Below are 20,069 nucleotides of genomic sequence, written 5' to 3' on the forward strand. Positions count from 1 at the left end.
CCCATCACCAGTCAGCGGCCCTGTAGGCGCTTCACGTTGTCGCCGAACGTCCAGCTCTTCGACCCGTCCCAGTTCGCCGACCAGGTCATCAGGCCCTTGAGGCCGGGCACGGAGTTCCAGGCCTGCGTGACCAGCGACGTCGACATGTGGCCGCCGCCGGCCCCGATCTGGGCGGGCAGGCCCGGGACCTGCTTGTCGTACGGGACGCGGATGGTGGTGCCCTGGATGGTGAGGCCGTTGTTGAGGCACTGCGTCTGCACGGTGAAGCCCTGAACGGTGCCCGCCGGGTACGAGTCGCCGGCACAGCCGTACATGCTGCCGTTGTAGTACTGCATGTTCAGCCACCAGAGCCGGCCGTTGTCCACGTACTTCTTGATGATCGGCAGGTACGAGCCCCAGATCGAGCCGTAGACCACGCTGCCGCCGGTGACGTAGGCGGTCTCCGGTGCCATGGTCAGGCCGAAGTTCGACGGCATCCGTGCCAGCACGCCGTCGATGATCCGGATCAGGTTGGCCTGCGACGCCGACAGGGTGTTGATGTTGCCGCTGCCGGTCAGGCCGGTCTCGATGTCGATGTCGATGCCGTCGAAGTGGTAGGCGGTCAGGATCGGCACGATCGTCGCGATGAACCGGTCGGCGACCGCGGTGGAGCTCAGGTCGATGCCCGCGGCGGCACCGCCGATCGACATCAGGATGGTGGCGCCGGCCGCTTTGGCCTGGCACATCTCGGCCGGGGTGGCCACCTTCACGCCAGCGTCCATGCCGTTCTCCCAGAGGACCGTGCCGTCTGAGCGGATCACCGGGAACGCCGCGTTGATCACGTTGTAGCCGTGCTGGTTGAGCCGGCTGTCGGTGATCGGGATCCAGCCGAGGCCGGGGTGTACGCCGTTGGAGGCGCCGTCCCAGTTCTCCCAGTAGCCCTGCAACACCTTGCCGGTGGGCCGCGACTTCACCGCGCAGGTCCCCCCGGTTGGCGGCGGCGTGGTGGGGGGAGGGGTGGTCGGTGGTGGGGTGGTCGGGGGAGGGGTCGTCGGTGGTGGGGTGGTCGGGGGAGGGGTGCTTCCCGAGCACGCGCCCAGGTCGCGCCACAGCGAGGGGGTCGCGGCGGGGTTCCAGCCGGCGCCGGGGTGCGCGGTGTGGGTGACCAGTGCCTGGTAGAGCCGGCCGCCGTAGGTGACCTGGCCGCCCGCCTGGTAGGTGGTGCCCTCGGCCCAGGCCGGGGCGGTGCAGGCGACCATCGGGACGGCGGTGGCCGAGGACACGGCCGCCATGCTGCTGGGTACGAAGGCGACGGCGGCCGTGAGGGTCATCGCCGCCCCGGCTACCACTGCGAAAATCCGACGGCTCCTCATGGCTCACTCCCCAGGCTTCGGCGACCCGCGACCTCCACATATTGACGTTCGTGAAGTTTAATATCAAGGGTTGTTTACAGATCCCGGGAAGTTGGGGGAGTGCCGATCTGCTACGAAGAGGACGTGTCCGACCCGACGAGTTCTGCTGGTGCCACGTCCCTGGAGACTCCGCGACTGCTTCTGCGCCGCTGGCGAAGCGATGATCTGAACGGGCTCGCCGCGGTCAACGCGCAGCCCGAGGTGATGCGCTACATCCATGATGGCCACACGCTGGACCGGGCCGCGACCGCAAAGCGTCTGGCCAACTATCAGCGGCACTGGGACGAGCACGGCTTCGGCCTGTATGCGGTGGAGATCAAGGAGACCGGCGAGCTGGCCGGTTTCACCGGACTGGCCGTGCCGACCTTCCTACCCGAGATCATGCCGGCCGTGGAGATCGGCTGGCGGCTCGGTCGCGCGTACTGGGGCCGGGGCCTGGCCACCGAAGCGGCCCAGGCCGTTGTCGCCCACACTCGGGCCGAGCTCGCCCTGCGGCGGCTGGTCAGCATCCACATAGTCGGCAACGAGGCGTCCGCCCGGGTGATGGTCAAGCTGGGCATGTCGCTGGAGCGCGAGACCGTGCAGCCGGACACCGGCCGCCAGGTCCGGGTGTACGCCATGGACCTGTAGGACGGATCGCGTCGGTGGTGTCGGGCCTGCTGTTGCGGCGGTCGCCCGGCGCTGCACCCGGGTCGCCGGGCGGTGGAGCCGGTCGACCGTCGCCGAACCATGCTCGTCGACGGCCGACCAGTCCTTGCGAAACGGGCCCTAGTCTCGCCCGCGGCTGGCGACTCGACGGAGGGCCAGATAGCCGACCCCTGCGGCCAGCACCCAGGGTGCGGCGACGAGGACCGGGTCGAGCAGGTGGTGTGCGCGGTCGACCCGCTTGCCGCGCAGCCGTGACGGGAGACCGTGGTGGGTGAATTCACTCAGGACGCCGGTCTCGGTGACCGGGTTGTCGGGATGGCGGCTCAGGAACGAAGCGAAGGTGCTCTCGACCACGTCCACCCGGTCGGCGGCGAGCAGGAGCAGCCAGTGAGCGGCGCGTCCCTCGCTGTAGGTGCGGTAGGAGTATCGGCGGATCAGCCCGGAGAGCCCCTTGGGTGGGCACGAGGTGCCGAAGACCGGGGTGAGGAACTTGTGTTCGATCGACCTCTCCCTCGGCCACTTCTCAGGCTGCCGTTCGGGGAACTCCCAGTGCGCACCGTTGAGAGTCGGGTCGAACCGCTCCTTCGGCACCGAAGGCCGGTCCTTCGGGTCGAGGTCGACACCCCACCCGGGGATACGCGCACGCAGCTCGTCGCTGGATTCGGCCAGTTTCGGCTTGTCGGCTGTGTAGGGCATGGTCGGTCTCCCGGTCCGGTCAGGCGGCGTTCGGAACGATCAGCGGCTTGATGCAGCCGTCGAGCTTGGCGGAGAAGATGTGGTACGCCTCGGCGATGTGTTCCAGCGGGATCCGGTGGGTCACGATGTCGCTGGGCTTGAGGTGGCCGTTGCGGATGTGCTCGAACAGGCGCGGCCACTGACGCTTCACCGGGCACTGGTTCATCCGCAGAGTCAGCCCCTTGTTCAGCGCGTCGCCGAACTTCACGGCGCTGAACATCGGCCCGTACGCGCCCATCACCGAGATGTTGCCGCCCTTGCGGACCGAGTCGATCGCCCAGTTGAGGGCGACCGGGGAGCCACCCTGCAGCTTCAGCTTCGCGGCAGTGACGTGCTGCAGGAGGTTGCCGTCGGCCTCGGCTCCGACGGCGTCGATGGCCACGTCGGCGCCCAGGTGGTCGGTGATCTTCTTCAGGTGCACGACGATGTCGTCGTACTCGCCGAAGTTGTAGGTCTCGGCGTGGGCGAACGACGCCGCCTTCTCCAGCCGATAGTCGAGGTGATCGATGACGATGACCCGGCCGGCACCCATCAGCCAGGCCGACTTCGCGGCGTACAGGCCCACGGGTCCGGCACCGAAGACCACGACCACGTCACCCTCGACGATGTCGCCGAGCTGGGCCCCGAAGTAGCCGGTGGCGAGCGCGTCGGTGAGCAGGACGGCGTCGTCGTCGTCCATCCACTCGGGGATCACACTCGGGCCGACGTCGGCGAACGGCACCCGGACGTACTCCGCCTGGCCGCCGTCGTAGCCGCCGCAGGTGTGCGAGTAGCCGTAGATGCCGCCGACGGCGGTGGCGTTGGGGTTGACGTTGTGGCAGTTGCTGAACAGACCTCGGGCGCAGAAGAAGCACGACCCGCAGTAGACGTTGAAGGGAACCATGACCCGGTCACCCGGCTGGACGTTGCGCACCGACGGACCGACCTCGTCGACCACGCCGACGAACTCGTGACCGAAGGTCATCCCGACCCGGGTGTCGGGCATCATTCCGTGGTAGAGGTGCAGGTCAGAACCGCAGATCGCCGCACGCGTCACCTTGATGATCGCGTCGTTGGGATGCTCGATGGCGGGGCGGTCCTTCTCCTGCACGCGCAGGCGGTAGGGACCGCGGTAGACCGTTGCTCGCATTGGCTGCCTCCTGGACCGAAGGGGTAGCGGATGTGTCGGCCCGGGTTCCGTCCGAAGCACTGCGAAATCGGTACCCCTGTCCTCTGCCCACAAACCGGCGCCGGGATGAGCTCCATGCCGCCGGCTCAGGCCGGGGCGACGACGACCGGTGGCAGAACGCCGCCGACCGTTCTACGCTCTCCTGTGGGTCAAGCCACGTGCCCGACACGATCCCGGATTCCGGGAGGTCCGCACGTGACCGACGATCCAGCAACCGCAGCGGCCGCGAAGGCCCACCTGATGTCCATCGACGCAGGTGTGCGGGGGGCTGACGGCCCGTCCTGGTCCAGGCACTGTGCGGTCCCCACGCGGGGGTCGCGACAACGCCCACCTCGGACAGCGGAGGAAGCCCATGATCACCACCTCGACGAGTCGGCCCGCGCCGACGTACAGCCTGGCTGACCGCTGCACCGCGCCTGAATCGCCAGCCAGCCACCTCCTCACCGTGCTGATCGCGCTGCCGGCTGACCACCCGTCCAGGCCCGCCGCCCGGGCCCGCGCCATCGAGGCCTGGCTCCCGCTGGCCAATCACCTCGCCCGGCGTTACTGCGGTCGGGGCGAGCCGAGCGAGGACCTGACCCAGACGGCGGCACTGGGCCTGATCAACGCGATCGACAGGTTCGACCCGTCACGTGGGATCGACTTCGCCAACTACGCGATCCCCACCATCGTGGGGGAGATCAAGCGCCACTTTCGTGACCGCACCTGGGACGTCCGCGTTCCCCGGCGCCTGCAGGAGCGACGCATGGCCATCGCTGAGGCCAACAACACCCTCAGCCAGTTGCTGGGCCGCTCGCCGACCGTCACCGACGTCGCCCGACATCTGGACCTCACGGAGGAGGAGATCCTCGAAGGGCTGGAAGGTGCCCGCGCCTACAACGCGGTCTCACTGTCCATCCCGATCGGCGACGGCACCACACACAGGGAGCTGGGCGACACCCTCGGTGGCGACGACAACGAACTCGCCCTCGCCGAGCTGAGGGTGGCTCTCGGGTCGGCCCTCGCGCGCCTTGACGACCGGGAGCAGAAGGTCGTCGCACTGCGCTTTCACGGCAACCTGACGCAGCAGGAGATCGCCGAGCAGGTCGGGGTGTCACAGATGCACGTCTCCCGGCTGCTGACCCGCGCGCTGACCAAGCTGAGGGTGCAGCTCGCTTCCACGCGATAAGGAGCGGGTCGCTGCTCTGCGGCGGTCGGTGGAACCGGCCGCCGCAGGGCCGACGGCGCCCAGCCGGCACGTGACGAACGGGGCTGTTCGCCGCGTCAGTCGTCCCATCCGAGGCGTCGGGCAGCCGCCCGCCACGCCGCGGTGTCGCCGCGTGGCTCGTACCGCACGATCTGTTGGGTCTCGCGCAGCACGGACCGCAGCGACGCCAGGTCACCGCCGATCACGCCGAGGGCGCGGGCCTGCACCAGCGCGTTGCCCAGTGCGGTGGCCTCGACCGGCCCGGCGAGCACCGGCAGGCCGCAGGCGTCGGCGGTGAGCTGACACAGCAGGTCGTTGCGGGCGCCACCGCCGACGACGTGTACGGCGTCGACGTGCCGACCCGAGAGCCGTTGCGCCTGCCAGACGGCGCGCCGGTGCGCCAGCGCGAGGCTGTCCAGGATGCACCGGACCGTGGCTGCCGGGCTGTCCGGCACGGGCTCCCCGATGCGCGAACAGGCGCGGTTGATGCGTGCGGGCATGTCGCCGGGCGACAGGAAGGTGGGGTCGTCCGGGTCCACGACGGAGCGGAAGGCCGGCTCCTCTGCCGCCTGCCGGAGCAGGGCGGGCAGGTCCGTGGTGCCCCAGGTACGCAGCGACTCCTGCAACAGCCAGAGGCCCATCACGTTACGCAGGTAGCGGATCGTGCCGTCGACGCCGGATTCGTTGGTGAAGTTGGCCCGCCGGCTGGGCTCGCTGAGAACCGGGGCGTCCAGCTCGACCCCGACCAGGGACCAGGTGCCGCAGGAGATGTAGGCGAAGTGCCCATCGACCGCCGGCACACCCACCACCGCGGAGGCCGTGTCGTGCGATCCCACCGCCATGACGTCGGGCGATCCGGGTAGGTCGAGCGCGGGCAGGACCGGGCCGATCCGGGTGCCCGGCTCGCGCAGCGGCGGGAACAGCTCGCTGCGGATCCCGGCGTCGGTCATCAGGTCGGTCGCCCAGGCGCGGCGACGCAGGTCGTACAGCTGGGTGGTGGAGGCGTTGGTGACTTCGGCGCCGACCTCACCGGTGAGCCAGTACGCGACGAGGTCCGGGATCAGCAGCAGCGTGTGCGCGGCCTCCAGCTGGGGTGTGCCGGCGGCGGCGGCGAGCTGGTAGAGGGTGTTGAAGGGCAGGTGTTGCAGCCCGGTCGTGGCATAGAGCCGCTCCGATCCGAGCTGCTGCGCCACCCGGTCGCTGACGCCGTCGGTTCGTTCGTCGCGGTAGTGCACCGGGTTGCCGAGCAGAGCGCCGGTGGCGTCGAGCAGCCCGTAGTCGACCGCCCAGGTGTCGATGCCGATGCCGGCGACCGGGCCGGCAGCCCTGAGCCCTTCCAGCACACCCCGGTAGAGCGCCAGGATGTCCCAGTGCAGGGTGCCCGCGACCCGCACCGGTTCGTTGCGGAACCGGTGCGCCTCCACGAGCTCCAACCTCCCCGGCCCGACGCGCGCGAGCATGACCCGACCGCTGGACGCGCCCACGTCCACGGCGGCCAGTCGCACGGCGGTCATCAGCGGAGGAAGGCCGCTGCGACACCGGCGTCCACCGGGACGTGCATGCCCGTGGTGTGCGACAGCTCGCCGCCGGTGAGCACGAAGACCGCGTTGGCGACGTGCTCGGGCAGCACCTCGCGCTTGAGCAGGGTGCGCTGGGCGTAGAACTCGCCCAGCTTCTCCTCCGGCACGCCGTAGACGGCCGCCCGCTGTGCACCCCATCCTCCGGCGAAGATGCCGGAGCCGCGGACCACCCCGTCCGGGTTGACACCGTTGACCCGGATGCCGTGGCCGCCTAGTTCGGCGGCGAGCAGCCGGACCTGGTGGGCCTGGTCGGCCTTCGCCGCACCGTAGGCCACGTTGTTCGGGCCGGCGAACAGGGAGTTCTTACTGGAGATGTAGACGATGTCGCCGCCCATCCCCTGCGCCAGCAGCACGCGTGCGGCCTCCCGGGAGACGAGGAACGAGCCCTTCGCCATCACGTCGTGCTGGATGTCCCAGTCGGCCTCGGTCGTCTCCAGCAACGACTTGGACAGCGACAGCCCGGCATTGTTGACGACCAGGTCCACCCCGCCGAAGGCCAGCACCGCCTCGCGCAGGGCAGCGGCCACGGCGTCACCGTCGCTGACGTCAGCCGCGACGGCAACTGCCACGTCGGTGGTGCCGATCTCTGCGGCGACGGCGGTGGCCGCCTGTGCGTCCCGGTCGGCGACCACGACACACGCGCCCTCGGCGGCGAGTCGGTGGGCGATCGCCCGGCCGATCCCGGAGCCACCGCCGGTGACGAACGCGACCCGCGTGGCGAGGGCCTTCGGCTTCGGCATCCGCTGAAGTTTCGCCTCCTCCAGGGCCCAGTACTCGATCCGGAACTTCTCAGCCTCGTCGATGGGCGCGTACCGCGACACGGCTTCCGCGCCACGCATCACGTTGATCGCGTTGACGTAGAACTCGCCGGCGACGCGGGCGGTCTGCTTGTTGGCGCCGAAGCTGAACATCCCCACACCGGGCACCAGGACCACGACCGGATCGGCGCCCCGCATCGGCGGGCTGTCCGCGTCGGCGTGTCGTTCGTAGTAGGCGCGGTAGTCGTCGCGGTAGGCGCTGTGCAGCTCCCGAAGGCGGGCGATCACCTCCTCGACAGGCGCGGTGGGCGGCAGGTCGAGCACCATCGGGCGGACCTTGGTGCGCAGGAAGTGGTCCGGGCAGGAGGTGCCGAGGGAGGCGAGGGCGGGGTGCTTCTCCCGCGCCACGAAGTCGAGCACCACGTCACTGTCGGTGAAGTGGCCGACCTGCGGCCGGTCGGTGGACGCCAGGCCCCGCAGCACCGGGAACAGCGCCGCCGCTCGACGTCGGCGTTCGTCGGTGGGCAGCGGCTCGTAGCCGGCGATGACCGACCCGAGAGGCTCGGCGCGACCCCGCTCGTCGAGGTAAGCCTGCGCGGACCGGATGATCTCCAGTGAGTTGTGCTCGCACTCGTCGCTGGTCGCGCCCCAGGCGGTGATGCCGTGACCGCCGAGGATCACGCCGATCGCCTGCGGGTTGGCCCGAGCCACCGCGGCGATGTCCAGGCCGAGCTGGAAGCCGGGCCGCCGCCAGGGCACCCACAGCACCCGGTCGCCGAAGATCTCCTTGGTCAGCTCCGGCCCGTCGGCGGCGGCGGCGATCGCGATCCCGGCATCGGGGTGCAGGTGGTCGACGTGCGCGGCGTCGACGAGCCCGTGCATGGCGGTGTCGATGGACGGCGCGGCTCCGCCCCGGCCGTGCAGGCAGTAGTCGAACGCGGCGACCATCTCGTCCTCCCGCTCGATGCCGGGGTAGACGTCGACGAGCGCGCGGAGCCGGTCCAACCGCAGAGCGGCCAACCCGGACGGGGTGAGGGTGCCGAGGTCACCGCCGGAGCCCTTCACCCAGAGCAGCTCGACCGGGCCACCGGTGACCGGGTCGGTGGCCGCGCCCTTGGCGGAGGTGTTGCCCCCGGCGTAGTTCGTCGTGGTCGGGTCGGCGCCGAGCCGGTTGCTGCGCGCGATCAGGGCCTGAACCTCGGATTGCATGTCCTCACGTCCCCAGTCTGCGTTTCTCAAGCGTGGTCAGGCGCCCCAGCCGGCCTGCTGGCCGCCGGCGCGTTCGGCGCGGATCCGGTCGAAGTAGCCGGAGCGGGCGTACGCGGCCATCGGGTCCGGATCGAGCCCCAGGTCTGTACGGAGTTCGGCGAGCAGCGGTCGGACGTCGGTGTTGTACGCGTCCATCAGCACGGCGTTGGCGGCGAGCACGTCACCGCTGCGTTGCGCGGCGGCCAGCGCGTCCGCGTCGACGAGCAACGCCTTCGCCGTCGCCTCCTGCACGTTGAGCACCGAGCGGACGATGGCCGGGATCTTCGCCTCGATGTTGTGGCACTGGTCGAGCATGAACGCGATGCCGGCCTCCGGCGCCAACGCGTCGCCCCGGACGATCTCGTACATGATCCGGAACAGCTGGAACGGGTCCGCGGACCCGACCATCAGGTCGTCGTCGGCGTAGAAGCGCGAGTTGAAGTCGAACGCGCCGAGCTTCCCGGCGCGCAGCAGGAACGCCACGATGAACTCGATGTTCGTGCCCGGTGCGTGGTGGCCGGTGTCGATGACCACCTGGGCCTTCGGGCCGAGCTCCAGGCAGTGCGCGTACGCGGTGCCCCAGTCCGGCACGTCGGTGGCGTAGAAGGCCGGCTCGAACAGCTTGTACTCCAGCAGCAGCCGTTGATCGTCGCCGAGCCGGTCGTAGGTTTCGTGTAGCGCCGTCGCGAGCCGGTCCTGCCGGGCGCGGATGTCGTCCTGCCCGGGGTAGTTGGTGCCGTCGGAGAACCAGAGCTTCAGATCACGGGAACCGGTGCGGTCCATGATGTCGACACACTCGAGCAGGTGGTCGATGGCCTTGCGGCGCACCCCCGGATCCGGGTTGGTGACGCTGCCCAGCTTGTAGTCGTTGTCCTGGAAGACGTTGGCGTTGATCGCGCCCAGAGCGACGCCGTGATCCCCGGCGAACGCGGCCAGGTCGGCGTAGTCGTCGACACGGTCCCACGGGATGTGCAGCGCCACAGTGGGTGCGACGCCGGTGAGCTGGTGGACGACCCCCGCGTCGGCGACCTTCTCGTACGGATTGCGCGGCACCCCCTCCTGCGGAAAGACCTTGAAGCGGGTCCCGGAGTTGGCGTACGCCCAGGATGGCGTCTCGATGCGCTGCGAGCGCAGAGCCAGCTTGACCCGTTCGAGGGTCCGCGCGTCGGGCTGCGTCATGATGTCTCTCCCGTCGGCTCCCCCGGTCGGTGCACGACGTGTGCCGGCACCGACCGGGAGGGCGATCAGAACTGGAACTGGTCGATGTTGTTCTTGTCGAAGACCGTGGGCGGGCCGAGGATGACCACACCCTCCTTGCCGACGGTGAACTCGCCGAGCTTGCCGGCCTTGAACTTGTCGCCCTCGGCGCCGGTGATCTGACCGGAGGCCAGTGCCGCGCCGGCGTACGCGGCGAGGTAGCCGAGGTCGGCCGGGCTCCACAGGGCGAACGCGTCGACGGTGCCGTCCTTGACGTACTGGCGCATCTGGTTCGGGGTGCCCAGACCGGTCAGCTTGACCTTGCCCTTGTACTGCGACCCGCTGAGGTAACGGCCGGCCGCCGCGACACCGACAGTGGTCGGCGAGATGATGCCCTTGAGGTTGGGGTACGACTGGAGCAGACCCTGGGTCTCCTGGAAGGACTTCTGGTCGTCGTCGTTGCCGTACGCCACGGTGACCAGCTTGATCTTGCTGTACTCGGGCTTCGCCAGCTCGGTCTTCATCAGCGCGATCCAGGCGTTCTGGTTGGTCGCGTTGGCGGTGGCGGAGAGGATGGCGATCTCACCCTCGCCGCCGATCTGCTGCGAGATGAGCTTGACCTGGTTCTCGGCGATGCCCTCGGCGGTCACCTGGTTGACGAAGATCTGGCGGCACTCCGGCTTGGTGTCGGAGTCGAAGGTGACGATCTTCGCGCCGGCCGCCTTCGCCTGGTTGAGCGCCCCGCAGATCGCGTTCGGGTCGTTGGCGGAGGTGACGATCACGTCCATGCCCTGCTGGGACAGGGTGTTGATGTAGCTGACCTGGGAGGAGGCGCTGGCCTCGGAGGGGCCGACCTCCTTGAACTCGCCCTTGAACTCGGTGACGGCGTCCTTGCCACCGTTGTCCGAGACGGTGAAGTAGGGGTTGTTCAGGGCCTTCGGCAGGAAGGCGATCTTCAACCCTGCCTTGATGACGGCGTCCGGGTTGGCGGCGCCGCTCGCCTTGTTGCCGGCGCCGGCGTCGTCGTTGGAGTTGTCCCGGGTGGTGCCGCCACAGGCGGCGCTGAGCAGCAGTGCGGCGAGGGCGAGGCTGGTGGCCCCGACCCGGGGGCCTCTGCGGTATGCGGACATCGTCGACCTTTCCGGGGGGTGGGTGGTGGGTGTGCGGGGGAGCGTCACGAAGCGACGGGGTGCCGCTGTCGTCGGCGGTGCAACCGGGCGCGGACGTCCGCGACGGCGTTGGGCAGCACGACGGATGCGATGAGCAGGCTGCCGGTGACGATCGTCAGCGCGTTGGCGTCGACGTCGGCGAGTTGCAGCGCGTTGCGCAGGACGCCGAGGAGCAGCACACCGGCCACCACACCGAGCAGAGCACCCCGGCCGCCGAAGATCGAGACACCGCCGAGCAGCACGGCGGTCACCACTGTCAGCTCCAGGCCGGTGGCATTGTCGCCGCGGGCGCTGGCGTACCGCAGCGTCCAGAAGATGCCGACCAGCCCGCACACCGCACCGGAGACCACGAAGAGCCAGAACTTCGTCCGGGCCACCGAGACGCCGGTGAACGTGGCGGCCTGGTCGTTGTTCCCCATGGCGTAGAGCGCGCGACCGGCGGCGGTGGCGTGCAGCACGACGCCGAAGACCACGGCGAGCAGCAGCAGCGGGACCACCACGACCGGGATCGACGTGCCGGGGATGGCGCGCACCGCGGCAGCGGTCCAGTCGGCCGGGAAGTCCGCGACCGCCTGGTCGCCGAGCACCACGAAGGACAACCCCCGGTAGAGGGCGAGCGTGCCGATGGTCACCGCCAGTGACGGCAGACCGAAGCCGGTGACGAAGAGACCGTTCACCGCGCCGAGCACGGCGCCCAGCAGCACCACGAGAACACAGATCAACTCCAGGGACAGCCCACTGGAGAGCCAGAGCTGCCCCATCAGCGTGCTGCACAGCCCGACCATGCTGGCCACCGAGAGGTCGATCTCACCGGTGATCACGATCAGGGTCATCGGCAGCGCGATGAGCGCCAGCGGCATCAGGTCCAGCAGCAGGAACTGGGCGTTGCGGCCGGTGGCGAAGTTCTCCACGGTCAGGCTCGCGACCAGCACGGCCACCACGAGGGCAGCGACGATCACCGCGTCCCAGGAGCCGAACAGCCCGCGCAGGCCGGCGAGGCGGTCCGCTCCGGGCTCGGCCTCGGCGGTGGTCGGTGCGGCGTACAGGCTGTCATGCGCCATGCGCGCTTCTCCCTCGGAGCCGGGCCGCCACCCGCAGGGCCAGGAGCCGGTCCAGCCCGATGGCGGCGAGGATGAGTGCGCCGACCACGGCCTGCTGCCAGAACGGGTCGATGCGCAGGACGGCGAGCGAGCTGCCGATCGTCGTCAGCAGCACGGCACCGAGTGCCGCGCCGTAGGCGCTGCCGCTGCCTCCGAAGATCGCCACCCCGCCGACCACGGCGGCGGCCACGACCTGGAGTTCCAGGCCACTGCCGGCGGCCGCGTCGAGGGTGCCGAACCGGGCCGCGTACAGCACGCCGGCGAGCCCGGCGAGGGCTCCGCTGGCCACGAAGACGGCGAACACCCGCCGCCCCACCGGGATGCCGGAGAGTCGGGCGGCGGCCGGTTCGGAGCCGATCGCGTACAGCTCCCGGCCGCTGCGGTAGGAGCGCAGGTAGAAGCCGACGGCGGCGACGACGACCAGCGCGACGAGGAACAGCACGGGTACGCCGAGCACCGTCTGGTTGCCCAGCCGCAGGAACGACTGGGGCATGTCGGCGGCGTTGATCTGCCGGCCGGACGCCCAGTAGTAGTCGACGCCGCGGAAGGCGTAGAGGGTGCCGAGCGTGATGACCAGGGCGGGCACCCGGGCCACCGCGATCAGGCCACCGTTGACCGCGCCGCACAGCGCGCCCAGTGCGACACCCACGACGAGCGCCACGGGCCACGGGGTACCGGGTGCGGAGAGGAACAGCGAGCCGGTGGCGAAGGCGACCAGACCCAGGATCGAGCCGACGGAGAGGTCGACGTTGCGGGTGACGATGACCAGGGTCTGGCCGACCGCCAGGATCACCAGGATCGCGCAGCCCAGCAGCAGGTCCTTGATGCTCTGGCCGCTCAGGAACCTGTCGTTGCGAACTGTGGTCACCAGGACCAGCAGGCCGAGCGCGATCAACAGGCTCAGCTCGCGTACGGCGAACAGCCGTTCGGTGAGGCTGCGGCGCTGCCGACCGGGGTGGGTCGGGGCGTTCCCGCCGGCCCGTTCGGGCGCACCGGCGTCGGTGAGGCTCATGCGGTCGCTCCTTGCCCGGTGGCGGCGAACATGATGGAGGCCTCGTCCGCCTCGGCCCGGGGCAGCTCGCGGACCAGTCGTCCCTCGTGCATGACGAGAACCCGGTCGGCCATGCCGAGCACCTCGGGCAGCTCGCTGCTGATCATGAGGATGGCCAGGCCCTCGCCGGCCAGCTCGGAGAGCAGTCGGTGCACCTCGGACTTGGTGCCGACGTCGATGCCGCGGGTCGGCTCGTCGATGATCAGGACACGTGGTTCGGTGGCCAGCCACTTGGCGAGCACGACCTTCTGCTGGTTGCCCCCGGAGAGGGTCGCCACGGGAGCGCCGAGCCGGGAGGCCTTCACCTGTAACCGCCGCGTCCAGCGGCGGGCCTCGGCGCGTTCCGCGCCGCCGAGCAGGAGGCCCAGTCGGCTCAGCGCCCGGCGGCGGGCAAGCGTGGCGTTGCGCTCCACCGACAGCTCCATGACCAGGCCCTGCTGCCGTCGGTCCTCGGGGACCAACGCCATGCCGGCCGCGATCGCCCGGCCCGGGTTCCCTGCCGGGACGGCGCGACCGGCCACCAGCACCTCGCCCGTGTCGTAGCGGTCGACACCGAAGACGGCGCGGGCGACCTCGCTGCGCCCGGCGCCGACCAGCCCGGCGAGCGCGACGATCTCCCCACCCCGGACGGAGAACGACACATCGGTGAAGACGCCGGCCCGGGTCAACCCACGGACCTCGAGCAGGGTGTCGCGCAGCTCGGCGGCCTGCTTCGGGTAGAGCGCGGAGACGTCCCGGCCGACCATGCGCCGCACCACCTCGTCGACGGTCAGGTCGGCGGCGTCGTCGCTGGAGACCCAGGCGCCGTCGCGCAGCACTGTGACGCGGTGGCACAGGTCGAACACCTCGTTGAACCGGTGCGAGATGAACAGCACTGCCGCCCCACCCTCGCAGAGCGACCGGGCGACCGCGAAGAGCCGTTCGACCTCCACACCGGAGAGCGCGGCGGTGGGCTCGTCCATGACCAGGACGCGGGCGTCGAACGAGATCGCCTTGGCGATCTCGACGAGCTGCTGGTCGGCGATGGAGAGGCCACGCGCGGGCCGGGTCGGGTCGATGCGCACACCCAGCCGCTGGAACAGCCGCTCGGCGTCGCGGTTCATCGCGGTGGTGTCGATACGACGCAGACCGCGCAGCGGTTGCCGACCCATGAAGATGTTCTCCGCCACGGAGAGGTCCGGGAAGAGCGTCGGTTCCTGGTAGATGACCGCGATGCCGGCGGCTCGGGCGTCGGCGGGACCGCGCAGCCGCAACGGCTGCCCGTCCAGGGTCATCGAGCCGGAGTCCGGTGCGTGTGCGCCGGCCAGCACCTTTACCAGAGTGGACTTGCCCGCCCCGTTCTCACCGACCAGGGCGTGCGCCTCACCAGGGTGCAGCGCCAGGTGCACCCCGCGCAGCGCGGCGACGGCCCCGAAGGACTTCGTCACGCCGTCGAGGACCAGCAGCGGAGCCGGGTTGGCCGGTGCGTCGGCGGTCATCCGAACCCCTCCTGAATCGTTTCATGCGTCGTTTGCATGGACGGTAGGGGTAGGTCTCCGAGAGCGTCAAGACTTTCGATGCTATTTCTTCGCCGTTGCTGACGCGGGCTCCGGGCCAGCTCGCAGCGCTGCTAGTGCGCTCGATGAAACGTTTTAGGCGCTATACACTGCCGAGCGACCCGGTCGGCACGGGCCGCGACCACCGTAGGGAGCATCTGGGGAGTCATGGCAACGGCGAACATCAAGGAGGTCGCCCGGCACGCCGGGGTTTCCCTCGGCACCGTGAGCAACGTGCTCAACCGACCCGACACCGTCGCCCCCGCCACCCGTCAACGGGTGCTGGACGCCATTTCCACGCTCGGCTACGTCCGCAACGACTCCGCTCGTCAACTGCGAGCAGGGCGCAGTCGCACCGTCGCGATCGTCGTCCTGGACGTGGCCAACCCGTTCTTCACCGACGTGGTCCGGGGTGCCGAACAGGCGATCGAGGGGGCTGGCGCCATGCTCGTCGTCTGCAACAGCGGCGAGGACAGCGCCCGGGAGCGTCGCCACCTGGAGCTGCTGGAGGAGCAGCGGGTCCGTGGTGTGCTCATCACCCCGGTCGGCCATGGCCCGCAGCCCATCCTGGACAGGCTCATCGAGCGAGGCATCCCGGTGGTGTTGGTGGACCGGGGAACGGGCCGGGCAAACCGATGCTCGGTGGCGGTCGACGACGTGCTCGGCGGCCGACTCGCCATGGACCACCTGCTGGACCAGGGCCACCAACGCATCGCCTACCTCGGTGGCCCGCTCACCATCGCCCAGGTTGCCGACCGGCACGCCGGGGCCGCCGCAGCTCTGCGGGACCGCGGCAGCACCGCTGACCTTCGGGTGGCGGTGACCCCCAGCCTGACCGTCGCCGCTGGCCGGCGTGCCGCCGAGGAGCTGCTCGCGTTGCCGGTCCGCAAGCGCCCGACCGCCGTGTTCTGCGCCAACGACCTGATCGCGCTCGGTGTGCTTCAGGAGCTGACCGCGCGCGGCGTGCGGGTGCCGATCGACGTGGCCATCGTCGGCTACGACGACATCGAGTTCGCCGGGGCCGCGGCGGTGCCACTGTCGTCGGTGCGCCAGCCCCGCGACCAGCTCGGCCGCGCCGCAGCCGAGCTGTTGCTCGAAGAGGCCGAGTCCGGCGACACCCACCGGCACCGACACGTGGTGTTCCAGCCCGAGCTGGTCGTACGCCGATCCAGCGACCAACCCCGACGCACCCGGCGCTGACCGGCCGCACCGACGACAGAGGAGCCGGGCGGATGCCCGCCCGGCTCCTTCCCGCAACACCCAGCCCGGTCAGGTCGCGGGCATCGCCCAGACGTCGGCGATCGACGGGTCGTAGCCGGTGCCCGTGTCCTGATACCGCACCCGCACCACGCCGTCGCGGGTCGCATCGGGCAGGTTGACGACGAACTGGTAGCTGACCGTGCCCGGCCCGCCCGCGGTGCGCTGCCACGAGCGGGTGTGGGCCACCACGCCGTCCACGATCACCTGGTAGTCCTTGAGCTGCGGCCCGTCGTACGTCTCCACCGAGCGCAGCGCGAACGGCTCACCCGGTTTGACCGCGAGGTCGAACTCGAACCAACCGCCGGGGCGGGTCGTGTCGGTGTACCGGCGGGTCAACCCGGCCTCGGTGCTGGTGGCCGAGTAGGTGGAGGCGGCGAGTCGGTGCGCCTGCTCGGACGCCGCGACGCCGAGATCGACGTGGTCGTACGCGCCCGTCGGTGGGACGACAGCGAAGGAGTAGGAACCGGACCCGATCTCGTACACGGCGACCGCGCCGTCCATCCGGACGAACCGCACCCCGGCAGCCTGCTCCGCAGGCCGGCCGCCCTCGGTGACCGCCTCACGCCCGGGCGTCGGGAAACGCACCGTCGCCGTGGTGTTGGGCGGCACTGTGAGACGCAGCCGCATGTCGCCGCGTGCGTCGAGGTCCCAGTCACTGCCGATCGTTCCGTACGCCGAGCGGTACGACGCCTTGGCCGAGGTGAGCCCACCTCCCGGCTGAGGGGCGAACGTGACGTGCTCGTACCCGGGGTTGGCGGCGTCGGGCTGGATGCCCGCGACCGTCCGGTACATCCAGTCGCCCACCGCGCCGTACGCGTAGTGGTTGAAGGAGTTCATCCCCACGTCACCGAAGCTGCCGTCGGGTTTGATCGAGTCCCAGCGCTCCCAGATCGTGGTCGCGCCCTTGCCGATCTCGTAGCCCCACGACGGGTAGGTGTCGTTGAGCAACAGCCGGTAGGCGACATCCAGGTGCCCGGTGGCGGTCAGCGCCGGCAGCAGATCCGGGGTGCCGAGGAAGCCGGTGGAGAGGTGCCAGTCGTGCCGTTGCACGTTGGCGACCAGCCGGTCGGCAGCCCTGGCACGCAGCGGATCGGTCAGCAGGCCCATGCCGATGGCCAGCACGTACCCGGTCTGGCTGTCGCCCTGCACCGTGCCGTCGGCCGAGACGTAGGCGTTGACGAACGCCTGGGTGATGGTCCTGGACAGCGCCGCGTAGCGGGTCGCGTCGGCGTCGCGCCCGATGGCGGCGGCCAACTCTCCCAGCAGCCGGATGCTGTACGCGTAGTAGGCGGTGCCGACCACGCCGGCCGGCGTCGGGTCCTCAAGGTTGAGCCAGTCGAGGTACGGACCGGCGTTGGTCCGCAGGTTGCCCGAACTGGTGCTCTCCAACCAGGACGCGTACCGCACCATCGACGCGTAGTGCTCCTCGACGACCCGGGTGTCGCCGTAGCGCTGCCACAGCGCGTACGGAACGGTGATCCCGGCGTCGGCCCAGCCGGTCGCGCCGTCCCCGCAGCAGGCGCGCGGGGCGACGTCGGGGTACGCGCCGTTGGCCGACTGCGCGTCGCGCAGGTCCTGCAACCACTTGCTGAGGAACGTCAGGCTGTCCATGTTGAACGTCGCGGTGTTGGCGAAGACGTTGATGTCACCGGTCCAGCCGAGCCGCTCGTCGCGCGCCGGCGTGTCGGTCGGGATGGAGAGGAAGTTGCCGCGCTGCCCCCAGGTGATGTTGCTCTGCAGTTGGTTCACCATGGCGTTGGAGGTCTGGAACTCGCTGGTGAGGTCCCCGTCGGTGTGCATCACCAGCCCGGTGACCGAGGACAGGTCGGGGGTGCCCGGATAGCCGGTCAGCTCGACGTAACGGAAGCCGTGGAAGGTGAACGTCGGCTGGTAGACCTCGGCCCCGCCACCTCGCAGCGTGTACTGGTCGGTGGCCCGCGCCGAGCGCAGGTTGGCGGTGTAGGCGGTGCCGTTCGGGTTGAGCACCTCGGCGTGCCGGATGCGTACCGTCGTGCCGGCCGGGCCGTTGAGCTTCAGCCGTACCTTGCCCACCATGTTCTGGCCGAGGTCGAAGATCCAGGTGCCGGGGGTGGGCTGGGTCAGCGTCCGGGCCGCCAGCTCCTGCGTGACCCGCACCGGCGGGTCGACCTGGGCGACGATCTTGTCGGTGGCGTCGACGTCGTCGACGGTGGCGGGCTTCCAGCCGGCGTCGTTGAACCCGGGCCGGTCCCAGCCGGCCGGCAGCCGCCGCGCGTCGTAGGTCTCGCCGTGAATGAGGTCGCTCTGCAGGAACGGCCCGCCCGTGACGCGCCACGAGCCGTCGGTGCCGACCGTCGCGCTGCGTCCGTCGGTGTAGTCGATGACCAGCTGGGCGCTCAGGTGCGGCCGGGAGCCGTAGTTGTCGGTGCCGAACCAGGCGATGCTGCCGGCGTACCACCCGTCGCCGAGCAGGGCGCCGAGGGCGTTGTCGCCCGGTTGGAGCTGGCGGGTCACGTCGTACGTCTGGTACTGCACCCGCTTGTGGTAGTCGGTCCAGCCGGGCGCCAGCTCGTGGTCGCCGACGCGCTGGCCGTTGAGGGAGAGCTGGTAGACCCCGAGCGCGGTGGCGTAGATCCGGGCCCGCGTGACAGTGCCGTCGACGCGGAAGCCCCGGCGCAGCAGTGGGTTCGCGTCCAGCGCGGTGAGCATGGCCTCGGTGTCCCCGCCGACCCGCAGGCCGGCCGAGGTGGGAGTGCCCGCCCCGAACGGGTTCACCCCGTCGGTGAGCGGGGCCGTGAAGAGCGTCTGACCGCCGCTGGTCACCGAGAAGTTGGAGAAGACCCCGGACTCCAACCCGTTGGTACGCAGGCCGACCGAGCCGGCCTGGTGCGCGGTGCTGGTGGTGACGTCGACCTGGGTGCCGTCAACCCAGGTGGTGATGGTGTTCCCGGCTGCGGTGATGCGAAGGGTGTGCGGCGTGGTCAGCCTGTCGGCCGGGACGACTCCACCGAGCGGCACCTCCTTGAGCAGGGTCCAGGCGCCGTTGACCCGGACGTGCGGGCGCAGTTTGGCACTGCCGTTGGTGATGGAAAACTGCCACATGTACGCGTTCGCCGCGCCCCGGGCGCGGAGGTAGATCCCGGCCGCGTCGCGTTCCAGCCGTACCGTCGTCTGCACCGTGTAGTCGGTCCAGGCCTCGGTCACCGACGGCATGCCGATCCAGTCGGCCTGCCAGCCCGCGCCACCGCGTACGCCGGTCTCCCAGGACGCGGGTGTGCTCCAGCCGGAGGCGTTGCCGGCGGTGTCCCAGACCTGGACCTGCCAGGCGTACCGGGTGCGGGTCGCAGTTGCGGGCCGGCGTACGGGACGAGGACGCTCTGCCGCGACCGGACCCGGCCGCTGTCCCAGACATCGGGGGCGTTGAGGCGCTCCGCGCTGGTGGCGACGCGCACCTGGTACGACTCCTGGAGCACGCCCCGGGCGCTGGCGTCGATGCGCCAGCCGAGTCGGGGCTGCGCCACGTCCAGGCCGATCGGTTCGGTGGCGCGTTCGGTGGTCAGGTCGGTCGCGGTCAGCGTCGCGGCTGCCGGCGCTGCGGTGGCCGGGCCGGTAGCCACCAACGGCGTCAGGCCGAGCAGCAGCACGAGAAGCGCGGAGGTTGCGGCGCGACGGCGCGTTCTGCGCATCATTCCAGGGCCTCATCCTTCTGGGCGGCGGTCTCCCGGCACGGGCGCAGGGGGGTGGTTGGCCCGGAACGGGGGAGGGGCGGTGGGTAAAGATGAATCGTTTCAGTATGTGTTTCACGAAGATTACGCGCTCCCGTTGGTCAAGTGAAGACGTTCACAGCAATCAATATGAGCAGGCTCGAACCGACGTCGGCGGGCGGCGAAACGTCGGCATTGGCAGCTGGTGCACGACAACTATCCCGAAGGGTCGTCCTGTGCCGATCATTGTCGAGATCGACGTGAGTCTTTCTCGCCTCCGGGTAGGACGCCCGGGCACGGATGGCGACAGGTCGGCAGCGGCAGCCGGGCGTACCCGAACGGCCCGACTCCGCGTCCCCG

14 protein-coding genes and 1 pseudogene are annotated in these 20,069 nt (G+C 70.2%); 3 read left to right on the forward strand and 12 right to left on the reverse strand.

Features of this window, described 5'->3' with window-relative positions; all coding sequences use genetic code 11:
* Positions 1–11: 11 nt before the first annotated feature.
* Positions 12–1,310: a carbohydrate-binding protein gene (locus AC3CF1_RS32190; protein WP_488451965.1), complete on the reverse strand. Its 1,299-nt coding sequence runs from the start codon at positions 1,308–1,310 to the stop codon at positions 12–14.
* A gap of 165 nt (positions 1,311–1,475) precedes the next feature.
* Here AC3CF1_RS32190 and AC3CF1_RS32195 point away from each other — a divergent pair, with 165 nt between their 5' ends.
* Positions 1,476–2,021: a GNAT family N-acetyltransferase gene (locus AC3CF1_RS32195; RefSeq protein ID WP_354982731.1), complete on the forward strand. Its 546-nt coding sequence runs from the start codon at positions 1,476–1,478 to the stop codon at positions 2,019–2,021.
* 138 nt (positions 2,022–2,159) lie between these two features.
* On the opposite strand, the gene AC3CF1_RS32200 is transcribed toward AC3CF1_RS32195, so the two are convergent.
* Together AC3CF1_RS32200 and AC3CF1_RS32205 are read right to left on the reverse strand one after the other, a co-directional pair.
* Positions 2,160–2,735 carry a hypothetical protein gene (locus tag AC3CF1_RS32200; RefSeq protein WP_488451966.1) on the reverse strand — a complete coding sequence of 192 codons (576 nt, stop codon included), beginning with the start codon at positions 2,733–2,735 and terminating at the stop codon, positions 2,160–2,162.
* 19 nt (positions 2,736–2,754) lie between these two features.
* Complete coding sequence (locus AC3CF1_RS32205) at positions 2,755–3,903, reverse strand: zinc-dependent alcohol dehydrogenase (protein WP_488451967.1); 1,149 nt, start codon at positions 3,901–3,903, stop codon at positions 2,755–2,757.
* A gap of 391 nt (positions 3,904–4,294) precedes the next feature.
* On the opposite strand from AC3CF1_RS32205, the gene AC3CF1_RS32210 reads away from it, so the two are divergent.
* Positions 4,295–5,110, forward strand: a complete 816-nt coding sequence (locus tag AC3CF1_RS32210) for a SigB/SigF/SigG family RNA polymerase sigma factor (protein ID WP_488451968.1) — start codon at positions 4,295–4,297, stop codon at positions 5,108–5,110.
* A gap of 95 nt (positions 5,111–5,205) precedes the next feature.
* Here AC3CF1_RS32210 and AC3CF1_RS32215 read toward each other — a convergent pair whose 3' ends face one another.
* The 7 genes from AC3CF1_RS32215 to AC3CF1_RS32245 all read right to left on the reverse strand — a co-directional run bounded on the left by AC3CF1_RS32215 (position 5,206) and on the right by AC3CF1_RS32245 (position 14,709).
* The gene (locus tag AC3CF1_RS32215; RefSeq protein WP_488451969.1) at positions 5,206–6,642 is read right to left on the reverse strand and encodes a rhamnulokinase; all 1,437 of its coding nucleotides are present in this window, start codon (positions 6,640–6,642) and stop codon (positions 5,206–5,208) included.
* Positions 6,642–8,675: a bifunctional aldolase/short-chain dehydrogenase gene (locus tag AC3CF1_RS32220; RefSeq protein WP_488451970.1), complete on the reverse strand. Its 2,034-nt coding sequence runs from the start codon at positions 8,673–8,675 to the stop codon at positions 6,642–6,644. The genes AC3CF1_RS32215 and AC3CF1_RS32220 overlap by 1 nt, the downstream gene beginning before the upstream one ends.
* A gap of 36 nt (positions 8,676–8,711) precedes the next feature.
* A complete protein-coding gene (rhaI, locus tag AC3CF1_RS32225) occupies positions 8,712–9,893 on the reverse strand; it encodes an L-rhamnose isomerase (protein WP_488451971.1) in 1,182 nt (393 codons plus the stop codon).
* Between the two features lie 65 nt (positions 9,894–9,958).
* On the reverse strand, positions 9,959–11,041 hold the full coding sequence (gene rhaS / locus AC3CF1_RS32230) for a rhamnose ABC transporter substrate-binding protein (RefSeq protein ID WP_488451972.1): 1,083 nt from the start codon (positions 11,039–11,041) through the stop codon (positions 9,959–9,961).
* Between the two features lie 44 nt (positions 11,042–11,085).
* On the reverse strand, positions 11,086–12,141 hold the full coding sequence (locus AC3CF1_RS32235; protein WP_210927470.1) for an ABC transporter permease: 1,056 nt from the start codon (positions 12,139–12,141) through the stop codon (positions 11,086–11,088).
* The gene (locus AC3CF1_RS32240; protein WP_488451973.1) at positions 12,131–13,192 is read right to left on the reverse strand and encodes an ABC transporter permease; all 1,062 of its coding nucleotides are present in this window, start codon (positions 13,190–13,192) and stop codon (positions 12,131–12,133) included. The genes AC3CF1_RS32235 and AC3CF1_RS32240 overlap by 11 nt, the downstream gene beginning before the upstream one ends.
* Positions 13,189–14,709 (reverse strand): sugar ABC transporter ATP-binding protein, encoded by a 1,521-nt coding sequence (locus AC3CF1_RS32245; protein ID WP_488451974.1) that lies wholly within the window; start codon positions 14,707–14,709, stop codon positions 13,189–13,191. The genes AC3CF1_RS32240 and AC3CF1_RS32245 overlap by 4 nt, the downstream gene beginning before the upstream one ends.
* Positions 14,710–14,934: 225 nt before the next feature.
* On the opposite strand from AC3CF1_RS32245, the gene AC3CF1_RS32250 reads away from it, so the two are divergent.
* Entirely contained in the window at positions 14,935–15,966 is a 1,032-nt protein-coding gene (locus AC3CF1_RS32250; RefSeq protein WP_488451975.1) for a LacI family DNA-binding transcriptional regulator, read from the forward strand.
* A gap of 69 nt (positions 15,967–16,035) precedes the next feature.
* Here AC3CF1_RS32250 and AC3CF1_RS32255 read toward each other — a convergent pair whose 3' ends face one another.
* Together AC3CF1_RS32255 and AC3CF1_RS32260 are read right to left on the reverse strand one after the other, a co-directional pair.
* Positions 16,036–19,209, reverse strand: coding sequence for a family 78 glycoside hydrolase catalytic domain (locus AC3CF1_RS32255; protein WP_488452155.1), 3,174 nt, complete (start codon positions 19,207–19,209; stop codon positions 16,036–16,038).
* 105 nt (positions 19,210–19,314) lie between these two features.
* Positions 19,315–19,694, reverse strand: a pseudogene (locus tag AC3CF1_RS32260) (glycoside hydrolase family 78 protein); the annotation flags it as partial.
* Positions 19,695–20,069: the final 375 nt, after the last annotated feature.

It is taken from the genome of Micromonospora sp. MGP-C2 (assembly GCF_057766525.1).

Coding starts and splice junctions, on each gene's coding strand:
- AC3CF1_RS32190 (WP_488451965.1), bottom strand. CDS start 1,310: ATGACCCTCACGGCCGCCGTCGCCTTCGTACCCAGCAGCATGGCGGCC.
- AC3CF1_RS32200 (WP_488451966.1), bottom strand. CDS start 2,735: ATGCCCTACACAGCCGACAAGCCGAAACTGGCCGAATCCAGCGACGAG.
- AC3CF1_RS32205 (WP_488451967.1), bottom strand. CDS start 3,903: ATGCGAGCAACGGTCTACCGCGGTCCCTACCGCCTGCGCGTGCAGGAG.
- AC3CF1_RS32210 (WP_488451968.1), top strand. CDS start 4,295: ATGATCACCACCTCGACGAGTCGGCCCGCGCCGACGTACAGCCTGGCT.
- AC3CF1_RS32215 (WP_488451969.1), bottom strand. CDS start 6,642: ATGACCGCCGTGCGACTGGCCGCCGTGGACGTGGGCGCGTCCAGCGGT.
- AC3CF1_RS32220 (WP_488451970.1), bottom strand. CDS start 8,675: ATGCAATCCGAGGTTCAGGCCCTGATCGCGCGCAGCAACCGGCTCGGC.
- rhaI (WP_488451971.1), bottom strand. CDS start 9,893: ATGACGCAGCCCGACGCGCGGACCCTCGAACGGGTCAAGCTGGCTCTG.
- rhaS (WP_488451972.1), bottom strand. CDS start 11,041: ATGTCCGCATACCGCAGAGGCCCCCGGGTCGGGGCCACCAGCCTCGCC.
- AC3CF1_RS32235 (WP_210927470.1), bottom strand. CDS start 12,141: ATGGCGCATGACAGCCTGTACGCCGCACCGACCACCGCCGAGGCCGAG.
- AC3CF1_RS32240 (WP_488451973.1), bottom strand. CDS start 13,192: ATGAGCCTCACCGACGCCGGTGCGCCCGAACGGGCCGGCGGGAACGCC.
- AC3CF1_RS32245 (WP_488451974.1), bottom strand. CDS start 14,709: ATGACCGCCGACGCACCGGCCAACCCGGCTCCGCTGCTGGTCCTCGAC.
- AC3CF1_RS32250 (WP_488451975.1), top strand. CDS start 14,935: ATGGCAACGGCGAACATCAAGGAGGTCGCCCGGCACGCCGGGGTTTCC.